We start from the raw sequence: 26,791 nt of genomic DNA on the forward strand, positions 1-26,791 counted from the left end.
AGGATCAGAAGTTCATTTAAGTCATAAGGATTTTTTTTAAGACCACTTTTACAGGATTCAGAGCTCATTTAGTTCCTAAAGATCCTTCCATGACCGCTCCGCCAGCCCCCCACCCGTAAGGATCCATGATGCCCAGACCCCCGTAAAGCCTGCAGCAGAAATATCGCTAACCATACCAGGAACGCTGACCACTCGTGCCTAAGAAATGGCCCATGATGATTATAGCTAGAGCAAAGTGTGGGGATATTAATTCTAATGAGGAAGTTTGGCAGATAAGCTGCCGTTCAGGGGGGCTCTCAAATAACAGAAAGAATGGGCGGCTGCTCTTCAAAGTAAAGCCGCTTTTGGGGATTTCCTTTTATTATAACGGGAACCTTATGATACTATATGTCTATAAACACATCTGAAGGAGATTTCGATGACACAAAACGAGAATTTTTTTACTGAACTTAAGCCGGCGCTCCAGGAAAATTGGCAGTCTGCAGGCTTTAAGGAGCCGACAACCATCCAGGAAAAGGCCATACCAGCCATCCTTGCAGGGAAGGATGTTATTGCAGGATCGCCGACAGGAACAGGGAAGACCCTGGCCTATCTGCTGCCGGCCCTGCAGGCCATTAATGAGGAAAACGGGGCTATACAGGCTTTGATCCTGGCGTCATCTCATGAGCTGGTTATGCAGATTAATGAAGAGATACAGAAATGGTCGAAAGGCAGCAAGATTTCAGGAGCTTCGTTCATTGGCGGCGCCAATATGAAAAGGCAGCTGGAAAAGCTGAAGAAGCGTCCGCAGATTGTGGCCGGGACGCCAGGCCGTATAAATGAACTGATTAAGATGAAAAAGATGAAAATGCATGAAGTTAAACTGATTGTGCTTGATGAAGGCGATCAGCTCCTGGTACCGGAACACATCAGGACAATACAGGACATTGTAAAAAGTACCCTGAAGGATCGTCAGGTTGTCCTGTTCTCTGCGACTCTGCCAAGCCAGACGGAAGAGATGGCCAGGGCATTGATGACAGAGCCTGAGCTGATTGAAGTGAAGCGGGAAGAAAATATCCCCTCGAAGGTGGAGCATTCGTATTTCACCGCAGATCCGAGGGATAAAATTAAAGTCCTTGAGAGAATCAGCCGGATTGAAGGCTTGAAGGGGCTCGCATTTGTGAAGGACATCGGAAATCTGAGTGTCTTATCGGAAAAGCTCAGCTATGACCGCATTCCGCATGCCGTCCTGCATGGAGATTCCAATAAGAGGGACAGGGAGGCAGCCATTAAGGGACTGCGCACTGGGGATTATAACCTGCTCCTTGCTACCGAAGTTGCAGCGAGAGGGCTCGACGTAAAAGGGCTCACCCATGTCATTCATTATGATCTTCCGAAAACGAAGGAGCAGTATATCCACCGTTCAGGGAGGACGGGAAGATCGGGAGCGGAGGGTACAGTATACTCCATCATTTCGTCAGCTGAAGAACGTGACTTGAAGAGGCTTGCCCGCGACCTTGAGCTTGAAATGACACTGAAAACCTTTTATAAGGGCCAGGTGGTTGATGGAAAGCCTCCGAAAACAAGTTCCAAAAGATGATTGTGTACCAGGGAGCCTCTAACAAGAGGTTCCTTTTTTTAGGAGATGTTTTCAAATAATTCCGACTATATTCCACTCAAAAGAAAACGCTTACATTATGTTCCGGTTCATCATACAATGATGATAGTTAGTAAGCTTGGTAATTAGGGGGGACTATATGAAAAAGAGATTCAATAATATGGAGACCGAGGTCATCCATGCAGGCTATGATTCAAGAAACCATTTAGGAAGCCTATCTGTGCCTATTTTCCAGACATCGACCTTCACCTTCGATAGTGCTGAGCAGGGTGAGAACCGGTTTGCAGGCAGGGAGGACGGCTATATTTACAGCAGGCTTGGAAACCCGACAGTCAGGGCCCTTGAGGAGACGATAGCGGTTCTTGAAGGGGCGGAAGAAGGGCTCGCTTTTGGCTCTGGAATGGCTGCTGTATCGGCAGTTTTGCTTGCGGTGACTAAACAGGGCGATCATATTGTGTGTTCGCAGGGGTTATATGGATGTACCTTCGGCCTTCTTGAGATGATGGAAGAAAAATACGGAATCACCCATGATTTTTCCTCCATGGTAACGGAGGAGGCCATTGCAAGCCTGATCCGCCCTGAAACGGTCTGTATCTATGTGGAAACACCCATCAATCCAACCATGAGAATGGTAGATTTGGAGATGGTGGCAAAAGTCGCTAAAAAACATGGCATCCTGGTCATTGTGGATAATACCTTCTGCTCACCGTATCTGCAGCAGCCTTTGAAATGGGGATGCGATGTAGTGATCCATAGTGCCACAAAATATATCTGCGGCCATGGCGATGTTGTAGCAGGACTTGCTGCCGGAAGCAGCGAGTTCATCAGGATGGTCGCCAAAACCACATTGAAGGATATCGGCGGCATCATGTCGCCTTTTGATGCCTGGCTGCTTCTGAGAGGCCTTAAAACATTGCCTGTCCGAATGGACCGTCATACGGAGAACGCGGCTAAAATTAATGAAAAGCTTAAAAGTCATCCGATGATTGAGAAGGTTTATTATCCTGGCGACCCGGCACACGACGATCATTCGGTAATGAAAAAACAGATGAAGGCTGGAGGCGGCCTAATTTCGTTCGAAATCAAGGGTGGAAAGCAGGACGCGCAAGCCTTCCTGAATTCACTGAAGCTGGTTAAAATAGCTGTCAGCCTGGGAGATGCCGAAACGCTGATCCAGCATCCGGCCTCTATGACGCATGCCGTCATCCCTGCAGCTGAAAGAGAAGCAATGGGGATCACCGAGCAGATGCTCCGCCTCTCATTAGGACTTGAATCTTGGGAAGACGTCTGGGAGGATCTGCAGCAGGGACTGAATTCACTTTTATAAAGGCAGAGCCTCCCTGCGTGGATGGTCTTTAATTTATGGAATTTTCCGAAAAATATAGTTGCATTAGTTTATGCTGCCGTAAAAAAGGTATAACAACTATATATGGGAATGCGGTAAATCTCTCCCAATAAAATGGAGGAGGTGCTGGCATGTATGAGGAAAAATCTGAGGAAGGGCTGAAACAGGAATTAGGCACTTATTTTACAGATCCGAAGGAGAATGCGCTTACTCCTGCTGCCACAGAAAAGCCTAGGACCCTCGAAGAAGACAAGTAGGCTTGTGCGGCGGTCTCATTTTATATAGAGACCGCTTTTTTTTCGTTCCGGAAGAAGTGCCTGTTTTATATAATGCTCTAAACAAGAAAGAAGGAAACTCATGGATTCAGCGAATTTTCCACAGCTCAGCCCGCCTCAGTTTATGTACTTTAATGAATTGAAATACTCTGTAGGAAGAGACCCACTGGTAGATGTGGGTGATATACAAGAGGTATCAGAAGGTGTATATCTGATTCCTGTCAAAGTACAGGGCCGCAGAAAGGCAGAAGCACTTGCCGCCATCTTAAATCCTCAAAAAGAACTCGGAAACATCATCGTCAATGTCCAGGTAAAGTACAGGAGCCAGGCAGTTATCCCTCCGGAAGGGATAGATACACCAAGAGAAGTTGAATGGCTGTTCGATACGGCACTCCGGAGCAATCGTTATTATAAATTCACCGAGGCAAGGGAAGTGCTTCCTGGCCTGACCGGTATTTTCCCGGTCTTTACAAAGCGGGTAATTCAGTTCTTCAATGATGATCTTTCCGATTTATAACAAAATTTGTTTTTAGAGATGTGCTGAGAGAGTCCATCAGCGGTTTTGCCATCCATCCTTCCACAGAAGAAAAAAAGCGGTAAATCCCAGCGGCGAATTTTTCAAAGGGGCTGTTAAGGCCTTTTTTTCTGGTTTTAGGCTTCCAATAACTAGTGTTAACATCATTAATCCTGCTGGCATTCCTGCCTGCTCCTTACTCCGCTCCACCGCCTTATTGTGTTTGTTCCTGCTCTTGTAAAGTTCTTTTCCATGCATGGGGTGCGAGTAGAAAACTCATGTTTGTATTATGCTCAAACTTTGCTGCCGGTCATAAAAGCGAGGGTTTTCTCAAATAGCTTTGGCTGAATTTCTGGATAGGTCAGGTAATCTGGAGGACTGTTAAATAGTTTTACTTCTTCAATTTCTGAAGCAGGTAATGGACCCATTTCAACTATGTTCGCAAAATATAGTCTTCCATAAACCTTTTCCAAAGAGTTCTCCAATGAATAATCGCAGATTGGCGACAGAACCATTATTCTGGACCCGGTTTCTTCAAACAATTCTCTTCGTGCAATTTCTTCAATTTTTTCACCGGTTTCCCTGCGGCCGCCGGGAATTTCCCAGGATTGCCGGCTGTGATGTCTGACATACACCCATTGTGCCTTATGAAAAGCACTTATCACTGCAAATTTTAACATTTGTTCATTCACTGATCCCATACTATAAAATTTGATTTTCACTTTATACCTCCTTCCCACTTATAAGATTTTAATCGGGTGAAAGATTTAGGGTTGTACTTTCCGCAGTGTTTTTGGGAGCGATCGGTCAAGTTGTGCTGGCCTTTATGTACTTATTTTAAATTTACTATATTTGAATAATCATTTTCTTGACAGCATAAATATTCACTTATCTTCATATCCTTGTTGCCGTTGATTTTTAGGTTTTTTTAAGAAGATTGACTTACAGGAGCATTGTCCTTTATAATGTGTACTGAAATAATAATTATCTGAAAATAAAAAATCTTTAATTTTTTAAAGAGGTCAGGAGTGAGGAGAATGGATAATCGTCCACAATGGGGAACGAGGGCCGGATTCATCATGGCAGCCATCGGGTCGGCAATTGGCCTGGGAAACATTTGGAGATTTCCTGCAGTAGCATACGATAATGGGGGAGGGGCATTCTTTATTCCATATTTATTTGCCCTTCTGACAGCAGGAATTCCCATTTTAATCATGGAATTTACAATCGGGCACAAATATCGGGGATCTTCACCGCTCGCATTTGCCCGTTTCAGGAAGAATTCTGAATGGCTCGGCTGGTGGCAGGTTGCGATTTCTTTCGTTATTGCTACATATTATGCAGCTATTATCGCCTGGGCCATGTCATTTGCTGTATTTTCATTCAAGCAGAATTGGGGAGACGATCCGGCTGGATTTTTCTTTGGGAAATACCTGAAGCTTGCCGAAACACCTGGTGACATCGGCGGAATTGTACCGGGAGTGCTAATCCCCATCATCCTGGTCTGGATCGTTACTTTGGGGATCCTGCTGAAAGGGATCAAGAAGGGAATCGAGGTTGCCAATAAGGTAATGATTCCGACGCTTGTTGTATTATTCCTGATCATTGTAGTCAGGGCGCTTACACTTGACGGGGCGGCTGCCGGGCTTGATGCCTTCTTCAAGCCGGACTGGGGTGAGATTGCCAATCCGAAAGTCTGGGTGGCAGCCTACGGCCAGATATTCTTCAGCCTATCGGTCGGGTTTGCGATCATGATTACCTATTCAAGCTATCTGCCAAAGAAGACGGATATCTCAAATAATGCGTTCATCACGGGGTTTGCTAACTCCGGATTCGAGCTGCTGGCAGGGATCGGCGTCTTTGCTGCCCTTGGTTTCATGGCACAGCAGCAGGGAGTGCCAGTCGATAAGGTGGTTTCAAGCGGAGTAGGACTGGCATTCACTGTGTTCCCTAAGATTATCAGTGAATTCCCGGCTTTCAACGGCATCCTTGGGTTTGCGTTCTTTGCCTGCCTGACCCTGGCCGGCTTGACTTCATTGATTTCCATTGTAGAGACTTTCGTTGCAGGGGTACAGGATAAATTTAATGTTTCACGTACTAAATCGGTAGCAGTAGGCGGCGGGCTGGCCGCTGTCATTTCAATCTTGTTTGCAACAAAAAGCGGGCTGTATTTCCTTGACGCTGCCGATTACTTTATTAACCAGTTTGGGATCGTTATCGCGGGACTTGTAGAAATCATTTTGGTTGCCTGGGTCGCCAGAGAACTGAAAAACCTTCAGGCCCATGCTAACAGCATGTCCGATATCATTATCGGTGCCTGGTGGAAGGTCTGCCTGGGAGTAATTACGCCACTGGTTCTCGGCTATATGACCATCCAAAACTTTATCAGCAACTTCAAGAATAATTATGAGGATTATCCTACAAGCTTCATCATTTACTCAGGCTGGGCAGTGGCTGTAGCCGCCCTTGCCGCCGGTTTTGTATTCATGGCGCTGAAGTGGAAGAAAAACACTAAGCATGTGGAAGAAGATGAGGAGGTCTCAGTCTAATGTCAACAAGTGCAATTGTAATGATGATTATAGGTATGGTTTTGATTTGGGGAGGCCTTGTCGCTAGTATAGCCAATGTTGTGAGGAAGTCTAAAAAAGCATGATGTAATAAAGCTGCAATAGCCTATGGCCAGGGATTCTTCCTGGCGTTAGGCTATTGTTTTGTTTTAAGCCAGCAGCTGCAGGATGATATTCACTGCTTCTTTAAGCGAGGGCGCACTGGCGTCTGCCTCTGTGGGCTCTTTACCGATAAAAACCGTCTTGCAGCCGGCCTTTATCCCAGCCTGGATATCACGCTCATGATCACCCGCCATCACACTGCCGGCAAGGTCGATATCATAACGATCTGCCAGATCAAGCAGCATGCCCGCTCCCGGTTTCCTGCATTCACAGCCAGCATCCGGCCGGTGGGCACAATAGGAAATATCCGTAATTACCCCGCCTTGTTCAGCAAGTATCTTTTTTAACTGATCATGAATTTTTACCAGCGCTTTTTCCTTCAGATATCCCAGGCCGACCCCGCCCTGGTTGGTCACGATGAAGACCTTGTACCCTTCGCTGCTGAAACGGGCAATCGCTTCTGCCGCCCCTTCCAGCAGAAAAAGCTGGCTGGGATTATTCACAAACTTTACGCGCTTTGTCAGTACTTCATTTATAACGCCGTCACGATCTAAAAATACGGCTTTCTCCACATAAAACCCCTCCTTCAAGAAAAAGTATTCCCTACAGGGAAGGGGACAAACAGGAGTTAAAAAACTAAACCCGCAGGAAGGAGCTTGAATATGGTTTCTGCCTTTATCTCGCCAAAAGAAATAATCAGCGGTGAAGGATCTCTGGCACAGCTGGGTTCAATTGCCCAAAAGCATGGTGCTGAACATGCTGTTATTTTTGCCGATCCGGTTCTTTTAAAGCTTGGAGTGATTGCGAGGGCTGTGGAAGCTTTGGAGTCATATAACATCAGGTATACGATATTTCCTCATATACAGGCAGAGCCGGGACTTCAGGACGGAAATAGAGCGATTGAGGCTGTCCGGAGTTCTGGAGCAGACCTGGTGGTCGGGATTGGCGGCGGCAGCTGCCTTGATCTGGCAAAGGCCGCAGCTGTACTGGCCGCAAATGTTGGGTTTGCCGGGGACTATCTGAACTTATCGGACACAAAGAAGCTGGAGAGCCCCGGGCTTCCGAAGATACTGGTACCGACTACGGCGGGTACGGGTTCAGAAGTGACTGATATCGCCGTGTTTTCACTCCAGGATACAAAAGATGTTATAAGCCACCCGTATCTTCTTGCAGATACAGCACTCATTGATTCCGAGCTGACCTGCACGCTGCCCCCTAAGATGACAGCCGCAAGCGGGATGGATGCCCTGACTCATGCAATTGAAGCCTATCTTTCCATACAGGGGGACGATCTTACTGATGCACTTGCGCTTGAGGCAGTGAGAAAAATACACGGAAATATCAGGACGGCGGTATGGCAGGGAGGGAATAAACAGGCGAGAAGAGAGATGGCGCTTGGAAGCATGATGGCGGGCCTCAGTTTTTTCAACGCTGGAGTGGCAGGGGTGCATGCCCTTGCCTATCCTCTCGGGGGGCTCTTCAAGATTCCACATGGTGAATCCAATGCCGTTTTGCTGCCTTATGTGATGGAATACATCTGGCCTTCCTCTTTAAAGAAAATGGCCCGGCTGGCAGCAGAGCTTGGCATTGAAAGGGGAAACCGCAGCGACCGGGAGCTTGCCTTATTGGCTGTGAGAGAGCTTAAATCCCTGGTGGAGGATACAGGGCTTCCCTCCTCCCTCTCCCATTACGGCATAAATGACGGGGATATTGAACGTTTGGCTCATAATGGAATGAAACAGACCCGCCTGCTGTCGCGGAGTCCAAAACCCTTTACGATTGAAGCGGCAGCTGGGATATATCGCTCTGCTTTAAGGGGAAGTCTAAATATGGAAAAAAATCGGCTGGGAGGTTGAGCAGGATGTTTCATACGGTCATAGAGCCCAGAGTTTCAGAAACGGACGGAGTGGGGCATATCAATAATACAACCATCCTGCCTGATGCAGGGTTTAGGAATTGGAAAATGATCATTGTCAACATGAATATTGACTTTAAAGATCAATTATTTTTCGGGCAGCCTGTGGACGTGTACACATGGGTCAAGAAGATTGGGACTTCAAGCCTGATCCTGTATGAAGAAATCCATCAGGGCGGCAGAATCTGTGTCACGGCAGAGGCGGCTTATGTGAATTATGATAATAAAAATAAAAAGGCGAAGCGGATTCCTGAGAATATAAGGACAGAGCTTGCGGTTCACATCCACTCCCGGGAAACACGGTCATAAAGAACAGGGAACGGGGCTTTGGCGGCCGTTCCCTGAACGTCACTATGGCTTCAGTACAACTTTGATGCACTCATCAGCATGATCATGGAAGACCTTATAAGCCTGGCTTGCTTCATCGATCGGCACACGGTGGGTAATGATTTCCGTTGGATCGAACTCTGCGTTCATGATTTTGTCAAACAGCATCGGCATTAGGTGGATAACAGGCGCCTGTCCCATTTTCATGGATATGTTACGCTCGAAAATATTGCCAAGCGGGAACATATTATACATGGAGCCATATACACCCGTCAGCTGCATGGTCCCAAATTTCCTGACAGCCTTCATGCCGATCTGGATAGGGCTGATGGTGCCGCCCTGAAGCTTCAGTTTCTGCCCGACAGCTTCAAAAGCATTTTTTTTGCCGTCCATCCCGACACAATCAATGACAACATCGGCGCCGCCATGTGTAATTTCGCGAAGGTAGAGGCCGGCATCATCATACTCGTCAAAATTGATGGTTTCCACATGGTTCTTAGTTTTCGCTTGGTTCAGGCGGTATTCAGTCTGATCTACAGCGATGACCCGCTTGGCACCCTTCATCCAGGCGAACTTCTGCGCCATCAGTCCGACTGGACCGCAGCCGAGGACAATGACCGTGTCACCTTTTTTTACTCCGGAATTCTCAACGCTCCAGTAAGCGGTCGGCAATACATCAGACATGAATAATAATGCCTCATCCTCCAGCTCACATGACTCAGGAATGACAAAAGGCATGAAGTTGCCATAAGGAACTCGGAGAAGTTCTGCCTGGCCGCCCTGATAATCTCCGTATCTTTCTGTGAAACCGAAGTATCCGCCTGTATCGAGCGCTGGATTCGGGTTTGAATTATCGCACTGGCTTTCCATATCATGCTCACAGAAAAAGCAGTGGCCGCAGGACACGTTGAATGGAAGGACAACTCTGTCTCCCTTTTTCACTTTGGTGACTTCCGGTCCGACCTCTTCCACGATTCCCATTGGCTCATGGCCGACTACATAATCCTTCTGGGTCGGCAGTGCTCCGACATAAATGTGAAGATCCGAGCCGCAGATTGCGGTGGACGTAATTCTTACGATAATGTCATCGTTGTTTTGGATGGTTGGATCCGGTACTTGTTTCACCTGCATATTTTTAGGTCCTTGAAACGTTACTGCCTTCATAAACAACCTCCTTAAAATAATCAGAATACTGGACTTATACCCTTAATCCTTTAATTAAAAGCAATAATTCCATATCTTTTGAATCGTGGATATGAAATTTAGTCAGCACAGTTAGTTTTTCAAACGGAGCGCAGTTTATCCTCCTTAAAAAAGGGGTGATACACTAAAGAAAATAGCTTGAAAAAGGAGTAATAAAATGAAAGACAGCATACTCGCCCGTATTGTGGAGGAGTGGACACTGCCTGCTCTCCCCAGGAAAATAGCAGGTGGATTTCAAAACCAGACCTATAAGTCCGGGACAAATTCCCAAAGTATTTATTTTCGTATTAAAGAGGGAAGTGAGGACACACAGAGGAGGCTCGATAGCGAGATGGAATACATCAGGACTCTTCATGAAAAAGGAGTCCCAGTCTCCCTGCCTGTTCATTCAAGGAAAGAAAGGCCCTTTGAAGTCTTTTCTTATAATGGAAATAACTATATAGCGGCTGCTTTCCAAGGAGTACCCGGCCAGCCGGTCAATGCAGGTGATGCCTGGTCCTGGAATGGGCACCTTTTTAAAAAATGGGGCTCCACGATGGGGAAAATGCATCGGGTTGCTGAAAATCTGGCTCCTGAATCTTTTTTTAGACCTCAGGGGGTGGAAGTAAACCATAAAGTGGAAGCCGCCTTGGGGGTGACAGCCCCGGAACTTAAGGGGAAATATCAGGAATACATGGAGCGTCTCAGGAACATTTCAACCCATAAGGAAAATTTCGGCTTGATTCATAATGATTTTCATCAGGGGAATTTTCATGTGAGCAGAGGGAATATCCATTTATTTGACTTTGATGACTGCGCATTTTATTGGTATGCCAATGATATAGCAGCAAGCTTTTATCATGCCCATTGGCAGAATGATTCCTACGGAAGGGATTCACAAGGATTTCCCGCTTTCTTTTTCGAACATTTTCTTGAAGGATATACGGAGGAAAAAAATCTGCCTCCTGACTTCCAGGAACAGATTCAGCTGTTCCTGAAGGGCAGGGAGTTCTTTCTTTACAGCCTGTTTAAGAAGCATTGGAAACTCTGTGAGATGGAGGATTGGCAGAGAACCAAATTGAAGGAACTGGAATTCAGCTTAAGTAATGATAAGCCAGCCTTTCCATGTGATCTGTTTTAACACAAAAAAGACTGAACCATCGGGTCCAGTCTTTTTTGTCAGTCGGTAACATATTATAATGTCTGTTTACTCTTATCGGTGACTTCTTCCACGGACTGCCTTCATGATGAAGCTTACAATCAGAATCAAGATAATGGCTCCAAGCAATGCAGGAAGAATAGCGAATCCGCCAACTTCAGGGCCCCAGCTTCCAAAAATCAATCCGCCAAGCCATGCGCCGATGAAACCAGCGATGATGTTGCCGATGACGCCTCCAGGTACGTCACGTCCTAAGATTAGTCCTGCCAGCCATCCGATGATACCACCTATAATTAATGACCAAATGAATCCCATAATAGCATTTCTCCTTTGTGAAAAGTTTTTTGTTTTTTGCTTAGCTTATAAGCTTGTTCTTTTTTTGCCCAGGATAGACGTTTTCTAAACATTATTTTTTGCACTTAATTTTCTCTTCATATAATGTCCTGTAAAAAAAAATTCATGTATACTTGGCAAAATCGCTAAATGATTAACTGGACTAAAAAAGTGGTAGTAGTAAACAATACATAAAAAGTAAGCATCACTTGCTTCACGTCCCCCATTAAAAGGAGTATCCATATGGAACAGAAAATCAAGCTTAAGGAACAAAAACTGAACAGGGCAGTCGCTGTTTTTGTGCTTCCATTTTCTTTGAAGTCCAATGGTGCCGTTTCGCTTGTCGATACACTAAAAAAGCAGGGATATGACGAATTCAAGCTGGATGACCTGGGACTTGAGAATAAGTATTACGGTGATTTTAAAGTCTCCCATGAAAACATGGAGGGTTACTATCTTCCATTTACGAATAAAATTTTGTTTCCTTTTTCCTTGGGTCAGGAGGGTTTCCACCGATTTTCAAAGCGGATGAATGCTGATTGTGAATACAGCTCTAAGAACTTCTCTATGCCTTTTACCGTTTTATCAGAGGATGTCACCATCTGCCCCTTCAATGTCGGCTTTATCACTGTCCGGGTTGAGGTGAAGGAAAACACAGACTTTTCCTATGTGACCGAATTTATCAGACAGTTTCGCAGCCTGAGCCCAAAGAAATCCAATCAGTCAAAAATTAAAATTGATTGTGAGGGACATTCCTACTCAAAGGTCAAGGATTTTCTGTTCAAAAATTTAAACTCTAAAGTGAGCGACTACTTTGACAAAAGCAATATGGAAGATTCGTATTTCGAAACCTTCCCTTTCTTTGAAGATGATAAGATGTATGTGCAGTCAATCTTTTCTTTCGCCGATGCCGGGAAGATAGAGAAGGAGGAGGCCTTCAGGGCGGCCAATCTGGACGGACTGTCGCCAGAGGGGAAGCCCACGATCAGCTCATCCAATAAGGTATATATCGACCGGTATATAGACGTGAATGGCTATGACCGATGGGCACCGGATACATATTATATGGTTAAGGAAGATCATTTTTCATGCATCACCATCCATACTGGCGAAGAACTTCGTCCCTGGATAAGCCAAATGCTGGGAGAGTATTATTATGGGATGCTCCTAAATCTGTTTCATAAGATTGTGCTGCTGAAAATTGCAAACAGCTATTCGGCGCTCAAGATTGAAAGGGACCGGGAAAAAGTCGAGGAGCTCATTTATGTAATCAACTCCTTTACGGCCAATTATTATTTTATTGAGCTTGCCACAGAATCACAGGGGAGGGATATCTTCCTGCATCTCAGGGAGGTATTCAAGATCGATGAAATGCATGATGATGGAAAGCAGACTCTGAACAGCCTTTATAAGTACCAGGAAGCTTTTGCAGACAAGAAGAACAGCCTGCTGCTTCTATATTTGACACTGTTTACTGTCATCAGCGGGATTTATGGGATGAACCAGGTAATCGAGGACCTGAAGGGCAGGATCCAATGGGAGAAATTCAGGGATTACTCGTTGTTTGAATACATCGCCCTCTTCGTGACTATAAGCGGTATGGTGGTATCAGTCTACCTCACTGTAACAACCTTCCTCACATGGAGGAAGGATAAAGATAAGATGAAGAGGTGGGTGGAACGGACGAACATTGCAGCCTCGGAACGCAGTAAGTGACCTTGCCATGTACCGGGACTAGCCATAAGCCAGTCCCTATTCAGATAGGAACAGCAAAATAACCCCAAGACCTCATAAGCACGCGGGCAGGCGAATAAAATGAGGAAGGCTGCAGAGGAGGCAGATCACATCCGGGGGTGGCAGCATGTTTTATCACATAAAGGAACTTCAGTACCGTGCAAAACCGGAGCGTCCCGGCCTGGCAATGAAAGTGCATCCGGCCGCTGTGTACATGGATCGAGCATGGCGGCGAAGGAGTGTTCCAGTTCTGTGAGAATCCGGTTCCTTATGAAAGCAAGCCAGTACTTAAGCCTGCTCCCCCGTATATTCATGATACACCTCCTGAGGCGCTTCGAGATGGAGTGGGGAATGCACCGCCGCCTAATATGTTTTAAAGCAAAAAGAGTGATTTTTCGGATCACTCTTTTTTATGTTTCTTATTTTTATGTGGAAAAGGGGCGGGGCTGTATGTATCATATGGCTTCCAGCAGCCCGGTGTGACCAACATTTATCTTGCTGGCATTCCGGCCTGTGCATTCCGCTCCACCGCCTTATTGTGTTTGTTTCTGCTCTTGTCTAGGTTCCTTTCCAAGCATGGGTTGCGGGTAGAAAACTCATGTTTATTTTATGGGGCGTTCCAATGTCAGCAGTTCATCCTCCAGGGAGGCGAATTGCTGCTCGAGCAGTGTTTTTGCATCCTGGATCCCTGCATTATAAAAATGGGGAGCAAGCGACTCCTTGATGAAATCCAATACCCTTTCAGCCGCAAAGTCTGTAATCTCTTCCTCTCTTTCCATAGAGAAAAATGTCTGGATCTCTGATATCATCATTTGATTCTGTTCTTTCGTAAGCTTTATAAACAGCTCAAACACTTCCTTTCAATACTGTTCTAATTCGTTTTCATGCCGTTATTTGGTCTGACAGGGAAACTATACAATGGCTCCAGGGAAAATAACAGGCTGGAATTTCAGAAATATTTATGTACATGACAAAAATATGGATCTTAAAAATTCAGGAGGTCACTTAACATCAGGCATCCAGCTGCCGAAATAATGAGTGCAGGGCTGAGCTGGATTGCTCACTCCTGCTGATAAATCAAAAAATAGTGAATGGAGATAACGGAATGAACAAAACTATTTCAGTAATCGTGTCAGCCGGTCTGCTTCTGGGCCTGTCTTCAAATATGGGGACTGCCGATGCCAAGACAGTTGTGAAAACCTATAAAAACTGCAGTGAACTCAATAAGGTGTATAAGGGCGGCGTCGCCATTTCAGCGAAAACCAAAAATAAAGGCGGCAAGACTAAAAACAAGCCATTTGCACATCAAGCCCTGTATAAAGCGAATAAGAAGAGTGACCGTGACAAAGACGGGATAGCGTGTGAAAAGTAAGGTTTTGTTTAGTATGTAACCAGGGGGAGCAGACAGCGGTGCATGGTCTTTCTTATAATGTAAGGAGATGGCTATGTATCGCTGCAGAATAAATGCCAATATAGATACTGTTTGGATGGAGAGCCGGGGAGCTAGTTCCTTGCTCTTTTTACTTTTAAATGATAATATCACATCAGTAAAACCACACTAATAAGGATGACATTCCTTATGTTACATGACAGCATGAATATGAGTGTCCTTCGGGGTCGGGTGAAAATCCCAGCCGGCGGTGATGAAGCTTTTTGCTTACAAGCCCGCGAGCTCTATGGAGCAGGATCTGGTGTGATTCCAGAGCCGACAGTATAGTCTGGATGGGAGAAGGACATATGGATCTGGTCACACAATCAGTCTATTATTTGGCAGGCAAATAAGCAGGCTTATTCTGTCATACACTAAACATCCATATTCTCCCTAAACCCCTATTTCAGGGGTTTTTATTTTGTAATGGGGGGGGAAATCCTTGTTTACTGGCATCATTGAAGAAATAGGCACTGTCAAAGCAGTACATAAACAGGCAAACAGCAGTGCTCTTGAGATCCTGGCACAAAAGGTGCTGCAGGACGTCCAGCTTGGCGACAGTATTTCGGTTAATGGAGTCTGTCTGACAGTCACCCATTATACCCAGTCAGGGTTTACAGCTGATGTTATGCCCGAAACAGTCAAATCAACCACGCTGCACCTGCTCAAGCCGGGCTCGAAGGTGAACCTGGAGAGGGCCATTATGGCCGGGGGAAGATTTGGCGGCCATTTCGTAAGCGGCCATGTAGATGGTGTAGGAACCATCGCTAATAAAGTGAATAGAGAAAATGCCGTATATTACAGCATCCAGCTTCAGCCGGGTGAAGGGCAATACTGCATCCCAAAAGGCTCGATTGCGATTGATGGGACAAGTCTGACAGTCTTTGAGGTTAGAGGCGACACCATTACGGTATCCCTCATTCCGCTCACGCACGTGAAAACGATTCTTGGCTCGAAGGAAAAGGGAGACGCGGTCAATATAGAAACTGATTTATTTGCAAAATATATTCTCCGTAAAACAGAGTCAGTGAAAAAGACTTCTGCCATAAGCATGGATTTTTTGCAGGAAAATGGATTTAACTAGGGGCGGTGTTAGTTTGTTCAGCAGAATAGAAGAGGCGCTAGAAGATTTAAAAGAAGGAAAAATGGTAATTGTAATTGATGACGAAGACCGGGAAAACGAAGGAGACTTTGTCATCCGTGCAGAGGATGCAACGCCGGAAGCCATAAATTTTATGGCAAAGTATGGCAGGGGATTGATCTGCACGTCCATCACTAAAACTCTCGCCCATAAGCTTGAGCTTCCGGCGATGGTTGCGAACAATACCGACCATCATGGGACAGCATTCACGGTTTCTGTGGACCATGCCGATACCACAACAGGAATCAGTGCCTTTGAAAGATCGCTTACGATCTTGAAAATGCTTGAGGAGGATGCAAAGGGGTCTGATTTCAAGCGTCCAGGCCATGTCTTCCCGCTTATCGCAAAGGACGGCGGAGTCCTTGAAAGGCCGGGGCATACCGAGGCTTCTGTGGATCTTGCGTCTTTAAGCGGAGGAAAACCGGCCGGGGTGATCTGTGAGATCATGAATGAAGACGGCACGATGGCAAGAGTCCCGGAGCTTCTGAAGCTTGCCAGGGAACATCAGCTTAAGATTATAACCATTGCGGAGCTGGTTGAATACCGCCGGAAATTAGTCATTTAAATAGTATATATACAATTGGAGGAATGGAAAATGGGAAGAACGTTTGAAGGAAATGTAATCGGCACAGGCTTAAGAGTGGCAGTCGTTGTCGGCAGGTTCAACGAATTTATCACAGGAAAGCTGTTAACCGGTGCACTGGACGGCCTCAGAAGGCATGGCGTGGATGAGGACAATGTGGATGTAGCCTGGGTTCCCGGCGCATTCGAAATCCCCCAGGTGGCAAAGCGCCTTGCCGTCAAAGGCGGATACGATGCGGTCATCACACTTGGGACCGTCATCCGCGGAGCAACCACCCACTATGATTACGTCTGCAATGAGGTGGCTAAAGGCGTCTCATCCGTTTCCCTCGAAACAGGTGTCCCGATCATCTTTGGCGTCTTGACGACAGAAAACATTGAACAAGCCATCGAAAGAGCAGGCACAAAAGCGGGGAACAAAGGCTACGAAGCGGCCGTAACTGCCATCGAAATGGCCAACCTGAATGCCTCTATCGGGTAAAGCGGGAGAGGGGGACAGTCCCCATTTCCCGATTATTTCCCGGATCATTGGATTTGTCTTATAAGTTACAAAAAAAGCCCGAGGAGAAACATAGCGTTTTTTCCCGGGCTTTTCTCGTCTTACGATTTAAACGGGCGGCCGCTGCTGCTTACAATTTGCTGCCGGTTAGAAGGGAGACTAGCTGCCAGTTTCACAGAACGCCATCGGCGAGTAAAGTCCCTGTTTTGGCGAGTAAATGTCGATTTCGGCGAGTAAATTGGCAAATCGGCGAGTAAATGGGAATTACGGCGAGTAAAAGTCCCACTTTGGCGAGTAACGGTCATATAACGTGGTGTGCATGCTTCTATTCACACTCAGATTTTATACTTTTGATAAAATAATATGATTATGAAGTGAAAATCATCAGAACATGAGCAGGGAAGCAGAGGGATCAGGTGAAATGACACCCTTTTTTTCGCTTATGCCATCCTGCTGCCTGTTTTGAAAATTCGTCACAGACTCGAGGGCTCGACAGCCTCCAGAGTTCTCACGCCTTGCGCTGGCATGTTGAAAAAATTCTTTGAAAACAACTATTTTTCACTGAACAGGAGGAAAGCTGCACATATGAGCTGGCTGCTGCCAATCAATTGACTGTCCCTCCTTCCGTCCCTATACTTAAAAAGCGATGAAGCTTTAATTTGATTTTAGAATGGGTGATCCAATGGATTTTCAAATACAATTCCTATCCTTCTATGTGGTGCAGGTGGAGGGAAAAGGAGAAAGCGCTGATAAGCGGTATAAGCATTTTCAGACACTGGATGAAGAGGAATACGAGGACAGTCCGCTAAAGGATTTCCTGGACGGGGAATTTGCCAAAATCGTCAAGCGCAAGGCAGAACGCCATCCGAAATCTGAGGAGGTGCCGACCAAGATAGGCTATTTTGTGGTAGAAGAAGGCCACGATTTGACATCAAATCCAAACTATAACTTATTTTCCCGGGTCCGATTTGCTGGAGACAAGGAGGCGTTCCAGGCGGAGAGTGAAAAGTTCGCTGTATCCTATGTGGACACAAGTGCCGTGCGGGGAGGCGTCTTCCTGGTTGCCAGGGCAAAGCTCCGCAAATATTTTGATGAGCCTTTTGTCTTCATTATGAAGTGCGATTTTGAACCTAAGGTGGCTTCCATTTCAGATGAACGGACACTGATCCGTCATGTGGAGATGGCAATCACTACGAAGAATATGAAGTCTATCCAATATCCATATATGCCTGAAGAAGGAATCGTTGAGGATAGTGAACTGAAAATTAATCAGGCTTCACATGCCCGTTATTTTGAGGACTTTTTGAAATATGTAGAGTACGGCGAATCATTGCCGGAGATCGTTAAGTCCCAGGTGCTCCATATTGTCCAGGAACATATTGAGGAAACCTATACCCCTGAGAGCGAAGAGCGGCAGCAGATGGAGGAAGCGATGGAGCTGTGGGCGGGAAGTGAAAAGCGTGAGCTGCAGGAGAGATTCAGCACCGATCAGATTGTCGAGGCCGCAGCAGGCATGGTCGGCCACACACCTGATCTTCCTTTGAAGATGAAGCTCGATCATATATCTGTTCAGGGGCTCCTCTCGGACTTTGGAGAGAGCGTACATCTGGCAAAGGTCAATAATAAGTATGTGCTGGTCATAGAAGGGGACTCCGTCAACTTCGAGAAAGGCTTCTCGCCGGTTGAACTGGCAAAGCCGGATGACATTCATCACATTCTGGAGAAAATCAGCCGGGGATGACGTGGCCGGGAAATAGGGGCTGGCCCCTTGAAAAGGAAGGCTGAACCCTTGCTGCTATGCGTTTGCCGGTTTGGGAAATGGGGGACTGTCCCCATGCTGGAAAAGGTGTTATGCTTAAGTGGAAGGATTCAGGTGCGGCCGTTTTGGCCGGGGGGGATAATTTATACAGAAGGAAGTAGGATGGTATGAATAGAAGCTCAAAGCATTTGGCGCGTTTATCGCTGATTATAATGGGTATTGGTTTTTTGGCGACTCTGCCTTTTCAGGATTCTCTGGTTGGCAGGCTTTTGCAGGGCGGGTTTGAGGCAGGGATTGTCGGAGGGCTTGCTGACTGGTTTGCTGTCACTGCACTGTTCAGGCATCCGCTTGGCCTTCCGATTCCTCATACGGCCCTGCTCCCTAAGAACCGTGACCGGATGACAGGGGCGCTTGTATCAGCGCTTGAAAATAACTGGCTGACCAAGGAAAGCATCCAGGAAAAGATCAAACAGATCGAGATAACCAGGAGGGTACTTGCCTTTGTGCGGGGAGGACTTTACTCGGAACCTGCCAAAAAAGGGATTGAATCCACTCTTACTCATCTTGTAAAAGAAATCAAGATTGATAAATTAACCGGCACAGCCGAAAAGATGCTAAAGCAGTTCGCTGCATCGGCAGACCTTCCGGCACTGATCCAAAAAGCAGTTGGTTTGACGATTGAAAAAAAGTATGACGAGAAACTGCTCGACAAACTCATCTCTAGGATAGATGAATGGCTTCATTCTGATAATCGAAGCGAGGAGCTGGGCGGGACAGCCCTGAGGGCGCTTGATCAGATGGAATTTGACGGTTTCCTGCATTTTGCCGTCAAATCCTTTCAAAGTGTCATGAGCGAGGAAAAGCTGGGAAACATCATCCAGAGCCTTCTCGCCGGAGGGATCGACAGCCTGAAGCAGGAAAATAATCTTAACCGTAAAGCGCTGCTTTTATATATCCGCAGGGAGCTGCAGGGCCTGACCGAAAATGAAAAGCTGCTCGCTGAGTTAGAGGAGTTTAAAATGAAACAGACGGCCGAATGGGAGCTTGGCCCATTCCTCAGCAGCCAGCTTGAAGCAGCAAGACAAAAGCTTCTTGACAGGATTCAGGACAGAACCCTGCTGGATGATTTCCTCCTGCCATATGCAGAGAATACGATTTTGAGCCTTGAGAGTGATAGTGAAAGAGTCCAGAAGATTGAAGACTTTGTCCAGGGTCAGATAGCGAGGGTCATACAGGAAAATCACAAGAAAATCGGGAAACTTGTCCAGGAGAATCTGGATAAACTCGATAATGAAGCCCTGATAGAAATCATGGAAAGCAATATCGGCAAGGATCTGCAGTGGATCCGCGTCAACGGAGCCGTCTGCGGATTTATCATCGGAATAATTATCACAGTGCTTAAGATTTTCATAGGCTGATGCCACAAAAAAGAGAGGCCTTCCATTTTTATGGGAGGCCTCTTTTTTTCCATGGATATTCTTGTAAACATTTTGGCTATTGGACAAGAAGGTTGATTTCCGCTGCAGGCACTCGCGGACCTTAGGGGCGGGCGGTGAGCCTCCTAGGGGTCTCACCTGTCCCGCAGCTCCCGCACAGAAAAGAGGAGAACGGTGACTGCTAAATAAAATAGTATTATATGTGCAATGTTTATGACTTTAAAATAGAAAATAAACTACTATGGCAGGCAGAGACCCGATAAAGAAGACTTGCTGATTGGCGAGCGATTGCTGTGACAGAAGCCTAGTCGCACTTATGCGTTAGCGAAAGAAGACTTGCTGATTGGCGAGCGATTGCTGTGACAGAAGCCTAGCCGCACTTATGCGTTAGCGAAAGACGACTTGCTGATTGGCGAGCGATTGCTGCGACAGAAGCTTAGCCGCACTTATGCGTTAGACCAGCATAAAACGAATCTGGCTGTGGGGAATGCACTTCTCCCCATAGCCAGATAGGCTTATGACTCGAGGGTCGAAAGTCTCGAGCTGGAGCAGGAGTCTCGTGCCTTCCGCTCCAAACAACCTGCTTAACTATGTCATCTCATCACAAAATTCATAAAAAACATCCCTTTGGAAATGAGTCTTTTCATTTATTTAGGCTCACTGACCTTAACCAGCTGCTTGCCGATGTTCTTTCCTTCAAATAAATCGAGGAAAGCCTCGGGAATGCGGTCAAAGCCTTCTTTTACTGTTTCTTCATATTTCAGCCTGCCTTTGACGAGCCAGCCGCCCAGTGCGCTGCCTCCCTCCTTGAAGCGGTCTGAGTAGTTGCCGACGGTAAAGCCCTGCATCAGCACACTCTTTTTGATCAGCAGTGACTGTACGCGCGGTCCCGTATCCGGCTTCTTCAGATTGTAAGAACTGATGGCACCGCAGACAGGTACCCGTGCAAACCGGTTCAGCCGTGTATGGACGGCATCTGAGATATCTCCGCCCACATTGTCAAAATAGACATCCACGCCATCAGGGCATTTTTCCTTCAATTCGGCTTCTATGTCAGAGGCAGTCCGGTAATTGATGGCATCATCAAACCCCAATTCATTGATTAAATAATCGATCTTTTCATCAGATCCAGCAATGCCGACAACCCGGCAGCCCTGTATCTTTGCAATCTGTCCGACAACCGAACCGACGGCTCCTGCCGCCCCGGAGACAACGACCGTCTCGCCTGATTTGGGCTTCCCGATGTCCAGAAGGCCGAAATAGGCAGTGAGTCCTGTCATGCCGAGAATTCCAAGGTGAGCCGAGATCGGTGCACCGTTTTTCTCGATTTTCCGGATTTCCTGCTCTTTGGCAAGGGAATACTCCTGCCAGCCGAGCATGCCGATCACAATATCCCCCTCATTGAACCGGCTGGATTTAGAGCTCTCCACCTGCCCGATGACTCCGCCTGTTATCACTTCATTCAGAGGGAACGGTTCAACATAGGATTCGGCATCCTGCATCCTGCCGCGCATGTATGGATCAACCGATACATAGAGAGTCCTCACAAGCACTTCCCCATAAGTTGGAGAAGGTATTTCTGTATTTGTAAATTCAAATGTACCCTCATCCGGCATTCCCTCAGGACGATTCCTCAATAATATCTGCATGTTGCCATCATTCATAGTCCACACTCCTTTTTTTCTGTGGAAATGGGGCGGAGCTGCATGTATCATAAGGCTTCCTGCAGCTAGGTGTTAACATCATTTATCTTGCTGGCATTCCTGATGTGCCTTACTCCGCTCCACCGCCTTAGTGTTCATGGTTTGTCTAGGTTCCTTTTCCTGCAAGGTTGCGAGTAGAAAACGCATGTTTGTTTTATAAGTCTTTCATCAAGGCTAACAAACTTTTAAAAGCCCCGTCAAAGAAACAGCCGGGAAAATATGTACCAGAGACAGAAAATAGTATAAATTTACCTTAAGGGGGAAAGGGTGGATGAATGTCTTTACAAAAAGAAATTCTGCAAGGATAGGATTGCTGGTCCTTATATTTCTAATATTCTATGGAGTTACTTTTTATTATTCAGCTCAAAAAGCATATGTTCCTAAAAAAGGAGTACTGACGGATGTCAGCCGGCTGATGCCTGTCAAAGTCAAACGTATCGCTGCTGAGACAACGGAAGAAGGAATTAAAGAAACCGTCCGGGAGGCGGCGGAACATGACCTAAAGGTATCAATAGCGGGCAAAATGCACAGTCAGGGCGGGCATACATATTACCGTGATTCTGTTGTTATTGATATGACCGGCTTTAATAAAGTCCTTGAGGTGAATCCTGAAAAACAAACCGTCCGTGTCCAGAGCGGCGCCACCTGGGATGATATCCAGAAGGCCGTCAATCCATATGGTCTCGCAGTCAAGGTGATGCAGTCGCAGAATATCTTCACGATCGGCGGCTCCCTGTCTGTCAATGTCCACGGCCGGGATATAAGGAATGGCTCCTTGATCAGCACCGTCCGCAGTTTCAGGCTGCTAAAGCCGGATGGGAAGATCATTCATGTATCCAGGACAGAAAACAGCGATTATTTCCCGTATGTGATTGGAGGATATGGTCTATTTGGAGTCATCCTGGACGCTGAATTAGAATTGACGCGGAATGAACTATACAGCATGAGGTCGAGCGTCATGAGCTATGATGAGTATCCGCGCTTCTTCAAAGAAAAAGTAAGGGGAGACAAGGCTGTCCGCATGCACCTCGCCCGGATATCGACTGCACCCGATGGATTCTTGAGGAATATGTATGCTACAGATTATATGTTGGCCGATAATCAGGACCGCCTGAAGGATCATGAAATTCTAAAGGATGACAGCGGGACGACGGTTACAAAGCCGATGCTGGGTTTGTCGAGGAAGTCCGGCTGGGGGAAGGATCTTTTGTGGAATCTTCAGCAGAAATACTTTCTGTCAAAGAACGGTGACCTGATATCACGTAATAATGTCATGAGATCAGAGTCAGCTTTTCTCGAATACTATGATGAAAACAGCACAGATATCCTGCAGGAATATTTTGTACCGGTAGATGAATATCCAGCTTATATAGATGACCTTCGCAGTCTGCTTGAAAAAGAGGATCTCAATCTTCTCAATATAACTGTCAGATATGTCGAAAAAGACAATGAAGCTGTTCTGTCTTATTCAAAACAGAATATGTTTGCCCTGGTGCTCCTGATTAACCAGGGGCTGACAAAGGAAGACCGGACCGAGACGGAGCGGACTGTCAGAAAGATGATTGATGTCACACTGGATCATAATGGGAGCTATTATCTTCCTTATTTTAAGTATCCAACAAAAAAACAAATGCAAATAGCCTATCCAAGGACACGGGAATTTTTTGAACAAAAGCGGAAAGTGGACCCAGGTGAGCGGTTCATGAACTATTTTTATGAGGAGTATGGCAAATGAAATGGCTGATCAGCTCTCAAAGCATAGCCCTCATGGCCTCAAGTGTCACCTTTCCTTTTTACCTGCTGTTCATCAAGAATCTAGGATCGAGTTACACTTCATTCGGATTTGCCTATGGACTGTTTATTCTGAGCTCTGCATTTTTCCATCTCCCCATTGGAAGGGTCCTTGACAGGACAGGCAGCAAAAGCCTGCTGATCCTATACTCCTTTGGAATGGCAGTGGTCTACTTATTCATCCCTTTGCTGACAAGCCTCAGTCAGGTTTATATCATACAGATCGTCCTCGGGTTCCTCGGCGGTCTGCAGAAAACGGCTGAGAAAGGGATGGTAGCTGAATTGACAGAAGGAAAGCAGAGAGGCAGGCAGATTGGAGGCTATCATTTCTGGACATCCCTCTTTTCGGCCGCTGCTGTTTTTGCTACTGGCCTGCTTATTGATTTTTTTACAGTTAATGCCCTTTTTTATATAGCTTCCATCTTCTTTCTTGGGAGCGGGCTGATTCTGTTAAAAAGTCCGGCTGTAAACTCAGCATTTGTTAAAAAAATGTAAATGGAATGTTTACGGGAATATGGCCGGGGTATATAAAGAAGGCAGCGCCAAAATACAAAATATGAAGGGACTGGGAAGCGATGTATCGACCAACAGCGACTTCAAATGGAGTATCGGGCAATGCGTGGCAAGGATTATATACCTGGCGTAACAAAGGGACGCTGGTCCTTAATCGATATACTTAATATCGATTCGGCCGCAGGTTTTTAAAACATTGCCATTCCTAATTTTAGGAATGAAAAAGGGTGCAGACAGCTGTCTGCACCCTTTTTCATGGCATAAAAACCGCGGCTGCATAAAATAATATAACAGGTTGAAAGACCAAGGAAATAAAGGTATAATTATCTCATAATTTAGACGATTTAAGGAGGTGAAGAGATGGAACGTTATATTGGGATGCGCGCGCAATTTCTGGATTATACTTATATTTGCCGTGCGATTTTTCATGCAGTTGTTTTTAAAGGGGGAAGTCTGCCCTTTTTTAAAAACTGCATAGCCCGATAAAACGTAAAGATATCTCTTCTCCGCTTATATAGATCATGAGAAAGGGGCTCTTTGGCCCCTTTTTGCTGTTTTTTAAGCCCACGGAAAAGTCATCTCTTTTCCGTGGGCTTTTTTTTCTGGAAAAGGGGTGGAGCTGACATAGCAAAAGGTTTTTAAGAGAGGGTGAACATCATTTGTTTTGCTGTCATACCCGTCCTGCCTTTTTCCGCTCTACCGCCTTATTATGTTTGTTCCTGCTCTTGTCCAGTTCCTTGCTGGTGGGAGTAAAAAATGTTGTTTAATGTGCAAGAACCAAAATTATGATGGAAATGAGGATCTGATGATGATAGTATGCAGCCTGCAAAAGATAAGCAAAATGTTCGGAGGCACTAAAATATTTGAAAATCTCTCTCTGGAGTTTCACGAGGGGGAAAGGATCGGCCTTGTCGGAAGAAACGGGAGCGGCAAGACTACAGTCATGAAATTACTCTCAGGAAGTGAACAGCCTGATGAAGGAGTCATCTCCATAAAGAAAACAGCGAAGCTTGGGTACCTTGCCCAGATTCCTTCCTTTGAAAAAGGGATGACGGCCGAAGAAGTCCTGCGGTCTGCTTTTTCAGATACGATCGCACTAGGTAAGAAGATGAAAGAGCTCGAAGACAGGATGGCAGGGGAAGGTCAGGACTTAGACAGAATCCTTGCTGAATACGGGACTCTGCAGGAGAGGTTTACCTTGCTTGGCGGCTATGAAATTGATTCGCAGGTAGCCAGGATATCAGCAGGATTGAATTTACAGCGCCTGATGGATTCGGATTTTGAAACATTGAGCGGAGGAGAGAAGACGAAGGTCTGCCTTGGCATGCTGCTGTTAACTTCCCCGGATGTCCTGCTGCTTGATGAGCCGACCAACCATTTGGATATTAGTGCCGTTGAATGGCTGGAAGAGTTTTTGAAGGAATATCGCGGCACAGTGGTGGTTATATCCCATGACCGTTATTTCCTTGATGAAGTGGCAGTGAAAATCATAGACCTTGAAGATGGGGAAGCCGTTGTCTACCACACCAATTATTCCGGCTTCGTAAAGGAGAAAGAAGCCCGGCTGCTTGAAGAATTCCAGGCTTACCAGGAACAGCAGAAAAAGATTAAAAAAATGAAGGAGGCCATAAAACGCCTGAGAGAATGGGCGAATCAGGCTAACCCTCCAAATGAAGGACTTCATAAACGGGCGAGGAACATGGAAAGGGCCTTAGAGAGAATGGAAAAGCTGAAGCGTCCTATCCTTGACCGGAAGAAAATAGGGCTGAGCCTTGAATCAGGCCAGCGAAGCGGCAAGGATGTGGTGTCCATATTGAATGCCAGTAAGAGTTTCGGGGATAAATCTTTATTTGAAGGCCTCGACTTCCAGCTTTATTTCCAGGAAAGGGTTGCAATAGTCGGGGATAACGGTTCGGGAAAATCGACCATCCTGAAGGCCATACAGGGTGAATTGACTTTGGATGCAGGAGAAATCCGTGTAGGCAGCAGTGTCAAGACGGGTTATTTATCACAGCATCTTTTCCTCCAGAATACTGAACAGACCGTCATTGAGGCGTTTCGCGAGGATATCGTGATGACAGAAGGAGATGCCCGCCATGTGCTGGCCCGGTTCCTGTTTTACGGACCTGCGGTATTCCGGAAGGTCGGGCAGCTCAGCGGCGGAGAGAGGATGCGCCTTAGACTGGCTGTGCTCATGCATCAGGATATCAATCTGCTGATCCTTGATGAACCGACCAACCATCTCGATATCGATTCCAGGGAAGTGCTCGAGGAAGCGCTTGAAGATTTTAGCGGGACGATCCTCTGTGTTTCCCATGACCGGTACCTTCTCAATAAACTGTTCCATAAAACATGCTGGCTGAATAATGGAAGTCTTCATACTTTCCCCGGCAGCTATGACTGGGCCAGGAGAAAGCTCATGGAAATGAAGAACAGGGAAGGGGCTGCGGAAACAGTGAAGAAAGAAAAAGCATCTGCCGGCGGCAAGCCCTGGCGGGATAAAGCCCTATTCTCTTCGGGAAAGTCTAAAAAGGATATTTCGGATCTGGAACAGGAAATGGAGGAATTGGAAGCACGGCTGAATGCCCTTGCCAGGTCCATGGAGAGGGAAACAGATCTGAATCGACTGCAGGAGCTATATAAGGAGCAGGCAGGACTGGAGGCTGAGCATTCCCGGCTTTATGAGGAGCTTGAACAAATTCTGGAAGGATAAAAAATATTCTTGACATTGTATCTGAATTTTCATATAATTTAGTCTTTTGTTTTTTTCAGATACTTTCTTTACTACATGGAAGGCTAATGGTAATATGTAAGGCGGGACAATTTTCAAAAGATTGGGAATTCCCATTGAAAAAAAGTGAAGCGCATTAAGCAGCTTCATATAAGGT

27 protein-coding genes, 1 pseudogene and 1 riboswitch are annotated in these 26,791 nt (G+C 46.2%); of the genes and pseudogenes, 20 read left to right on the forward strand and 8 right to left on the reverse strand.

What is annotated here, in order from left to right; genetic code table 11:
* Nucleotides 1-418: 418 nt before the first annotated feature.
* The 4 genes from V1498_RS03720 to V1498_RS03735 all read left to right on the forward strand — a co-directional run bounded on the left by V1498_RS03720 (nt 419) and on the right by V1498_RS03735 (nt 3,734).
* A complete protein-coding gene (locus V1498_RS03720; RefSeq protein WP_409296967.1) occupies nt 419-1,579 on the forward strand; it encodes a DEAD/DEAH box helicase in 1,161 nt (386 codons plus the stop codon).
* Between the two features lie 157 nt (nt 1,580-1,736).
* Nucleotides 1,737-2,924: a methionine gamma-lyase gene (megL, locus tag V1498_RS03725; protein WP_409296968.1), complete on the forward strand. Its 1,188-nt coding sequence runs from the start codon at nt 1,737-1,739 to the stop codon at nt 2,922-2,924.
* A gap of 149 nt (nt 2,925-3,073) precedes the next feature.
* Nucleotides 3,074-3,199 (forward strand): hypothetical protein, encoded by a 126-nt coding sequence (locus V1498_RS03730; RefSeq protein WP_409296969.1) that lies wholly within the window; start codon nt 3,074-3,076, stop codon nt 3,197-3,199.
* Nucleotides 3,200-3,299: 100 nt separating this feature from the next.
* A complete protein-coding gene (locus V1498_RS03735) occupies nt 3,300-3,734 on the forward strand; it encodes a hypothetical protein (protein ID WP_409296970.1) in 435 nt (144 codons plus the stop codon).
* A 36-nt stretch (nt 3,735-3,770) separates the two neighbouring features.
* Here V1498_RS03735 and V1498_RS03740 read toward each other — a convergent pair whose 3' ends face one another.
* Together V1498_RS03740 and V1498_RS03745 are read right to left on the reverse strand one after the other, a co-directional pair.
* Nucleotides 3,771-3,914 carry a hypothetical protein gene (locus tag V1498_RS03740; protein ID WP_409296971.1) on the reverse strand — a complete coding sequence of 48 codons (144 nt, stop codon included), beginning with the start codon at nt 3,912-3,914 and terminating at the stop codon, nt 3,771-3,773.
* Between the two features lie 110 nt (nt 3,915-4,024).
* Nucleotides 4,025-4,453: an NUDIX hydrolase gene (locus V1498_RS03745; protein ID WP_409296972.1), complete on the reverse strand. Its 429-nt coding sequence runs from the start codon at nt 4,451-4,453 to the stop codon at nt 4,025-4,027.
* 315 nt (nt 4,454-4,768) lie between these two features.
* Here V1498_RS03745 and V1498_RS03750 point away from each other — a divergent pair, with 315 nt between their 5' ends.
* Both V1498_RS03750 and V1498_RS03755 read left to right on the forward strand, forming a co-directional pair.
* Nucleotides 4,769-6,280 carry a sodium-dependent transporter gene (locus V1498_RS03750; protein ID WP_409296973.1) on the forward strand — a complete coding sequence of 504 codons (1,512 nt, stop codon included), beginning with the start codon at nt 4,769-4,771 and terminating at the stop codon, nt 6,278-6,280.
* A 35-nt stretch (nt 6,281-6,315) separates the two neighbouring features.
* Nucleotides 6,316-6,384, forward strand: coding sequence for a hypothetical protein (locus V1498_RS03755; protein ID WP_409299123.1), 69 nt, complete (start codon nt 6,316-6,318; stop codon nt 6,382-6,384).
* A 63-nt stretch (nt 6,385-6,447) separates the two neighbouring features.
* Here V1498_RS03755 and V1498_RS03760 read toward each other — a convergent pair whose 3' ends face one another.
* Nucleotides 6,448-6,972: a D-glycero-alpha-D-manno-heptose-1,7-bisphosphate 7-phosphatase gene (locus tag V1498_RS03760; protein WP_409296974.1), complete on the reverse strand. Its 525-nt coding sequence runs from the start codon at nt 6,970-6,972 to the stop codon at nt 6,448-6,450.
* A 90-nt stretch (nt 6,973-7,062) separates the two neighbouring features.
* Between V1498_RS03760 and V1498_RS03765 the strand changes: the two genes are divergently transcribed.
* Nucleotides 7,063-8,256 carry an iron-containing alcohol dehydrogenase gene (locus V1498_RS03765; protein ID WP_409296975.1) on the forward strand — a complete coding sequence of 398 codons (1,194 nt, stop codon included), beginning with the start codon at nt 7,063-7,065 and terminating at the stop codon, nt 8,254-8,256.
* 5 nt (nt 8,257-8,261) lie between these two features.
* The gene (locus tag V1498_RS03770) at nt 8,262-8,624 is read left to right on the forward strand and encodes an acyl-CoA thioesterase (RefSeq protein WP_409296976.1); all 363 of its coding nucleotides are present in this window, start codon (nt 8,262-8,264) and stop codon (nt 8,622-8,624) included.
* A 42-nt stretch (nt 8,625-8,666) separates the two neighbouring features.
* Here the strand turns inward: V1498_RS03770 and V1498_RS03775 are convergent, their stop codons facing one another.
* A complete protein-coding gene (locus tag V1498_RS03775) occupies nt 8,667-9,806 on the reverse strand; it encodes a zinc-dependent alcohol dehydrogenase (RefSeq protein ID WP_409296977.1) in 1,140 nt (379 codons plus the stop codon).
* A gap of 196 nt (nt 9,807-10,002) precedes the next feature.
* Here V1498_RS03775 and V1498_RS03780 point away from each other — a divergent pair, with 196 nt between their 5' ends.
* The gene (locus V1498_RS03780; protein ID WP_409296978.1) at nt 10,003-10,965 is read left to right on the forward strand and encodes a phosphotransferase enzyme family protein; all 963 of its coding nucleotides are present in this window, start codon (nt 10,003-10,005) and stop codon (nt 10,963-10,965) included.
* A 72-nt stretch (nt 10,966-11,037) separates the two neighbouring features.
* Here the strand turns inward: V1498_RS03780 and V1498_RS03785 are convergent, their stop codons facing one another.
* Entirely contained in the window at nt 11,038-11,298 is a 261-nt protein-coding gene (locus tag V1498_RS03785; protein ID WP_409296979.1) for a GlsB/YeaQ/YmgE family stress response membrane protein, read from the reverse strand.
* Nucleotides 11,299-11,559: 261 nt separating this feature from the next.
* Here V1498_RS03785 and V1498_RS03790 point away from each other — a divergent pair, with 261 nt between their 5' ends.
* Nucleotides 11,560-13,032: a hypothetical protein gene (locus V1498_RS03790; protein ID WP_409296980.1), complete on the forward strand. Its 1,473-nt coding sequence runs from the start codon at nt 11,560-11,562 to the stop codon at nt 13,030-13,032.
* Nucleotides 13,033-13,157: 125 nt separating this feature from the next.
* Here V1498_RS03790 and V1498_RS03795 read toward each other — a convergent pair whose 3' ends face one another.
* Complete coding sequence (locus V1498_RS03795; RefSeq protein ID WP_409296981.1) at nt 13,158-13,364, reverse strand: hypothetical protein; 207 nt, start codon at nt 13,362-13,364, stop codon at nt 13,158-13,160.
* A gap of 288 nt (nt 13,365-13,652) precedes the next feature.
* Nucleotides 13,653-13,895 (reverse strand): DUF2164 domain-containing protein, encoded by a 243-nt coding sequence (locus V1498_RS03800; protein ID WP_409299124.1) that lies wholly within the window; start codon nt 13,893-13,895, stop codon nt 13,653-13,655.
* A 260-nt stretch (nt 13,896-14,155) separates the two neighbouring features.
* Here V1498_RS03800 and V1498_RS03805 point away from each other — a divergent pair, with 260 nt between their 5' ends.
* The 6 genes and pseudogenes from V1498_RS03805 (at nt 14,156) to V1498_RS03830 (ending at nt 19,878) form a co-directional block, all read left to right on the forward strand.
* Nucleotides 14,156-14,422 (forward strand): excalibur calcium-binding domain-containing protein, encoded by a 267-nt coding sequence (locus V1498_RS03805; RefSeq protein WP_409296982.1) that lies wholly within the window; start codon nt 14,156-14,158, stop codon nt 14,420-14,422.
* Nucleotides 14,423-14,653: 231 nt separating this feature from the next.
* Nucleotides 14,654-14,788, forward strand: a riboswitch (FMN riboswitch).
* Nucleotides 14,789-14,921: 133 nt separating this feature from the next.
* Nucleotides 14,922-15,563: a riboflavin synthase gene (ribE, locus tag V1498_RS03810; RefSeq protein WP_409296983.1), complete on the forward strand. Its 642-nt coding sequence runs from the start codon at nt 14,922-14,924 to the stop codon at nt 15,561-15,563.
* Nucleotides 15,564-15,576: 13 nt separating this feature from the next.
* Nucleotides 15,577-16,173, forward strand: a pseudogene (gene ribB, locus V1498_RS03815) (3,4-dihydroxy-2-butanone-4-phosphate synthase); the annotation flags it as partial.
* A gap of 42 nt (nt 16,174-16,215) precedes the next feature.
* Nucleotides 16,216-16,683, forward strand: a complete 468-nt coding sequence (gene ribE / locus V1498_RS03820; RefSeq protein ID WP_409296984.1) for a 6,7-dimethyl-8-ribityllumazine synthase — start codon at nt 16,216-16,218, stop codon at nt 16,681-16,683.
* A 700-nt stretch (nt 16,684-17,383) separates the two neighbouring features.
* Entirely contained in the window at nt 17,384-18,442 is a 1,059-nt protein-coding gene (locus V1498_RS03825; RefSeq protein ID WP_409296985.1) for a DUF3900 domain-containing protein, read from the forward strand.
* Nucleotides 18,443-18,627: 185 nt separating this feature from the next.
* The gene (locus tag V1498_RS03830) at nt 18,628-19,878 is read left to right on the forward strand and encodes a DUF445 domain-containing protein (protein ID WP_409296986.1); all 1,251 of its coding nucleotides are present in this window, start codon (nt 18,628-18,630) and stop codon (nt 19,876-19,878) included.
* Nucleotides 19,879-20,543: 665 nt separating this feature from the next.
* Here the strand turns inward: V1498_RS03830 and V1498_RS03835 are convergent.
* A complete protein-coding gene (locus V1498_RS03835) occupies nt 20,544-21,560 on the reverse strand; it encodes an NADP-dependent oxidoreductase (RefSeq protein ID WP_409296987.1) in 1,017 nt (338 codons plus the stop codon).
* 310 nt (nt 21,561-21,870) lie between these two features.
* Here V1498_RS03835 and V1498_RS03840 point away from each other — a divergent pair, with 310 nt between their 5' ends.
* The 4 genes from V1498_RS03840 (at nt 21,871) to abc-f (ending at nt 26,616) form a co-directional block, all read left to right on the forward strand.
* Nucleotides 21,871-23,334, forward strand: a complete 1,464-nt coding sequence (locus tag V1498_RS03840; protein WP_409296988.1) for an FAD-dependent oxidoreductase — start codon at nt 21,871-21,873, stop codon at nt 23,332-23,334.
* A complete protein-coding gene (locus tag V1498_RS03845) occupies nt 23,331-23,885 on the forward strand; it encodes an MFS transporter (protein WP_409296989.1) in 555 nt (184 codons plus the stop codon). Before V1498_RS03840 ends, V1498_RS03845 begins: the two co-directional genes overlap by 4 nt.
* 378 nt (nt 23,886-24,263) lie before the next feature.
* Nucleotides 24,264-24,389 (forward strand): RAxF-45 family protein, encoded by a 126-nt coding sequence (locus V1498_RS03850; protein ID WP_409296990.1) that lies wholly within the window; start codon nt 24,264-24,266, stop codon nt 24,387-24,389.
* Nucleotides 24,390-24,711: 322 nt separating this feature from the next.
* On the forward strand, nt 24,712-26,616 hold the full coding sequence (gene abc-f / locus V1498_RS03855; protein ID WP_409299126.1) for a ribosomal protection-like ABC-F family protein: 1,905 nt from the start codon (nt 24,712-24,714) through the stop codon (nt 26,614-26,616).
* The last annotated feature ends 175 nt before the right edge of the window (nt 26,617-26,791 follow it).

The sequence above is a fragment of the Paraperibacillus marinus genome, assembly GCF_046237605.1.
Classification (GTDB): domain Bacteria; phylum Bacillota; class Bacilli; order Bacillales; family DSM-1321; genus Paraperibacillus; species Paraperibacillus marinus.

Excerpts from the sequence above, each read along its gene's own strand:
- V1498_RS03720 (WP_409296967.1), top strand. The coding sequence starts at position 419 with ATGACACAAAACGAGAATTTTTTTACTGAACTTAAGCCGGCGCTCCAG.
- megL (WP_409296968.1), top strand. The coding sequence starts at position 1,737 with ATGAAAAAGAGATTCAATAATATGGAGACCGAGGTCATCCATGCAGGC.
- V1498_RS03730 (WP_409296969.1), top strand. The coding sequence starts at position 3,074 with ATGTATGAGGAAAAATCTGAGGAAGGGCTGAAACAGGAATTAGGCACT.
- V1498_RS03735 (WP_409296970.1), top strand. The coding sequence starts at position 3,300 with ATGGATTCAGCGAATTTTCCACAGCTCAGCCCGCCTCAGTTTATGTAC.
- V1498_RS03740 (WP_409296971.1), bottom strand. The coding sequence starts at position 3,914 with ATGCCAGCAGGATTAATGATGTTAACACTAGTTATTGGAAGCCTAAAA.
- V1498_RS03750 (WP_409296973.1), top strand. The coding sequence starts at position 4,769 with ATGGATAATCGTCCACAATGGGGAACGAGGGCCGGATTCATCATGGCA.
- V1498_RS03765 (WP_409296975.1), top strand. The coding sequence starts at position 7,063 with ATGGTTTCTGCCTTTATCTCGCCAAAAGAAATAATCAGCGGTGAAGGA.
- V1498_RS03770 (WP_409296976.1), top strand. The coding sequence starts at position 8,262 with ATGTTTCATACGGTCATAGAGCCCAGAGTTTCAGAAACGGACGGAGTG.
- V1498_RS03775 (WP_409296977.1), bottom strand. The coding sequence starts at position 9,806 with ATGAAGGCAGTAACGTTTCAAGGACCTAAAAATATGCAGGTGAAACAA.
- V1498_RS03780 (WP_409296978.1), top strand. The coding sequence starts at position 10,003 with ATGAAAGACAGCATACTCGCCCGTATTGTGGAGGAGTGGACACTGCCT.
- V1498_RS03785 (WP_409296979.1), bottom strand. The coding sequence starts at position 11,298 with ATGGGATTCATTTGGTCATTAATTATAGGTGGTATCATCGGATGGCTG.
- V1498_RS03790 (WP_409296980.1), top strand. The coding sequence starts at position 11,560 with ATGGAACAGAAAATCAAGCTTAAGGAACAAAAACTGAACAGGGCAGTC.
- V1498_RS03795 (WP_409296981.1), bottom strand. The coding sequence starts at position 13,364 with ATGAATATACGGGGGAGCAGGCTTAAGTACTGGCTTGCTTTCATAAGG.
- V1498_RS03805 (WP_409296982.1), top strand. The coding sequence starts at position 14,156 with ATGAACAAAACTATTTCAGTAATCGTGTCAGCCGGTCTGCTTCTGGGC.
- ribE (WP_409296984.1), top strand. The coding sequence starts at position 16,216 with ATGGGAAGAACGTTTGAAGGAAATGTAATCGGCACAGGCTTAAGAGTG.
- V1498_RS03825 (WP_409296985.1), top strand. The coding sequence starts at position 17,384 with ATGGATTTTCAAATACAATTCCTATCCTTCTATGTGGTGCAGGTGGAG.
- V1498_RS03830 (WP_409296986.1), top strand. The coding sequence starts at position 18,628 with ATGAATAGAAGCTCAAAGCATTTGGCGCGTTTATCGCTGATTATAATG.
- V1498_RS03835 (WP_409296987.1), bottom strand. The coding sequence starts at position 21,560 with ATGAATGATGGCAACATGCAGATATTATTGAGGAATCGTCCTGAGGGA.
- V1498_RS03840 (WP_409296988.1), top strand. The coding sequence starts at position 21,871 with ATGAATGTCTTTACAAAAAGAAATTCTGCAAGGATAGGATTGCTGGTC.
- V1498_RS03845 (WP_409296989.1), top strand. The coding sequence starts at position 23,331 with ATGAAATGGCTGATCAGCTCTCAAAGCATAGCCCTCATGGCCTCAAGT.
- V1498_RS03850 (WP_409296990.1), top strand. The coding sequence starts at position 24,264 with ATGGAACGTTATATTGGGATGCGCGCGCAATTTCTGGATTATACTTAT.
- abc-f (WP_409299126.1), top strand. The coding sequence starts at position 24,712 with ATGATAGTATGCAGCCTGCAAAAGATAAGCAAAATGTTCGGAGGCACT.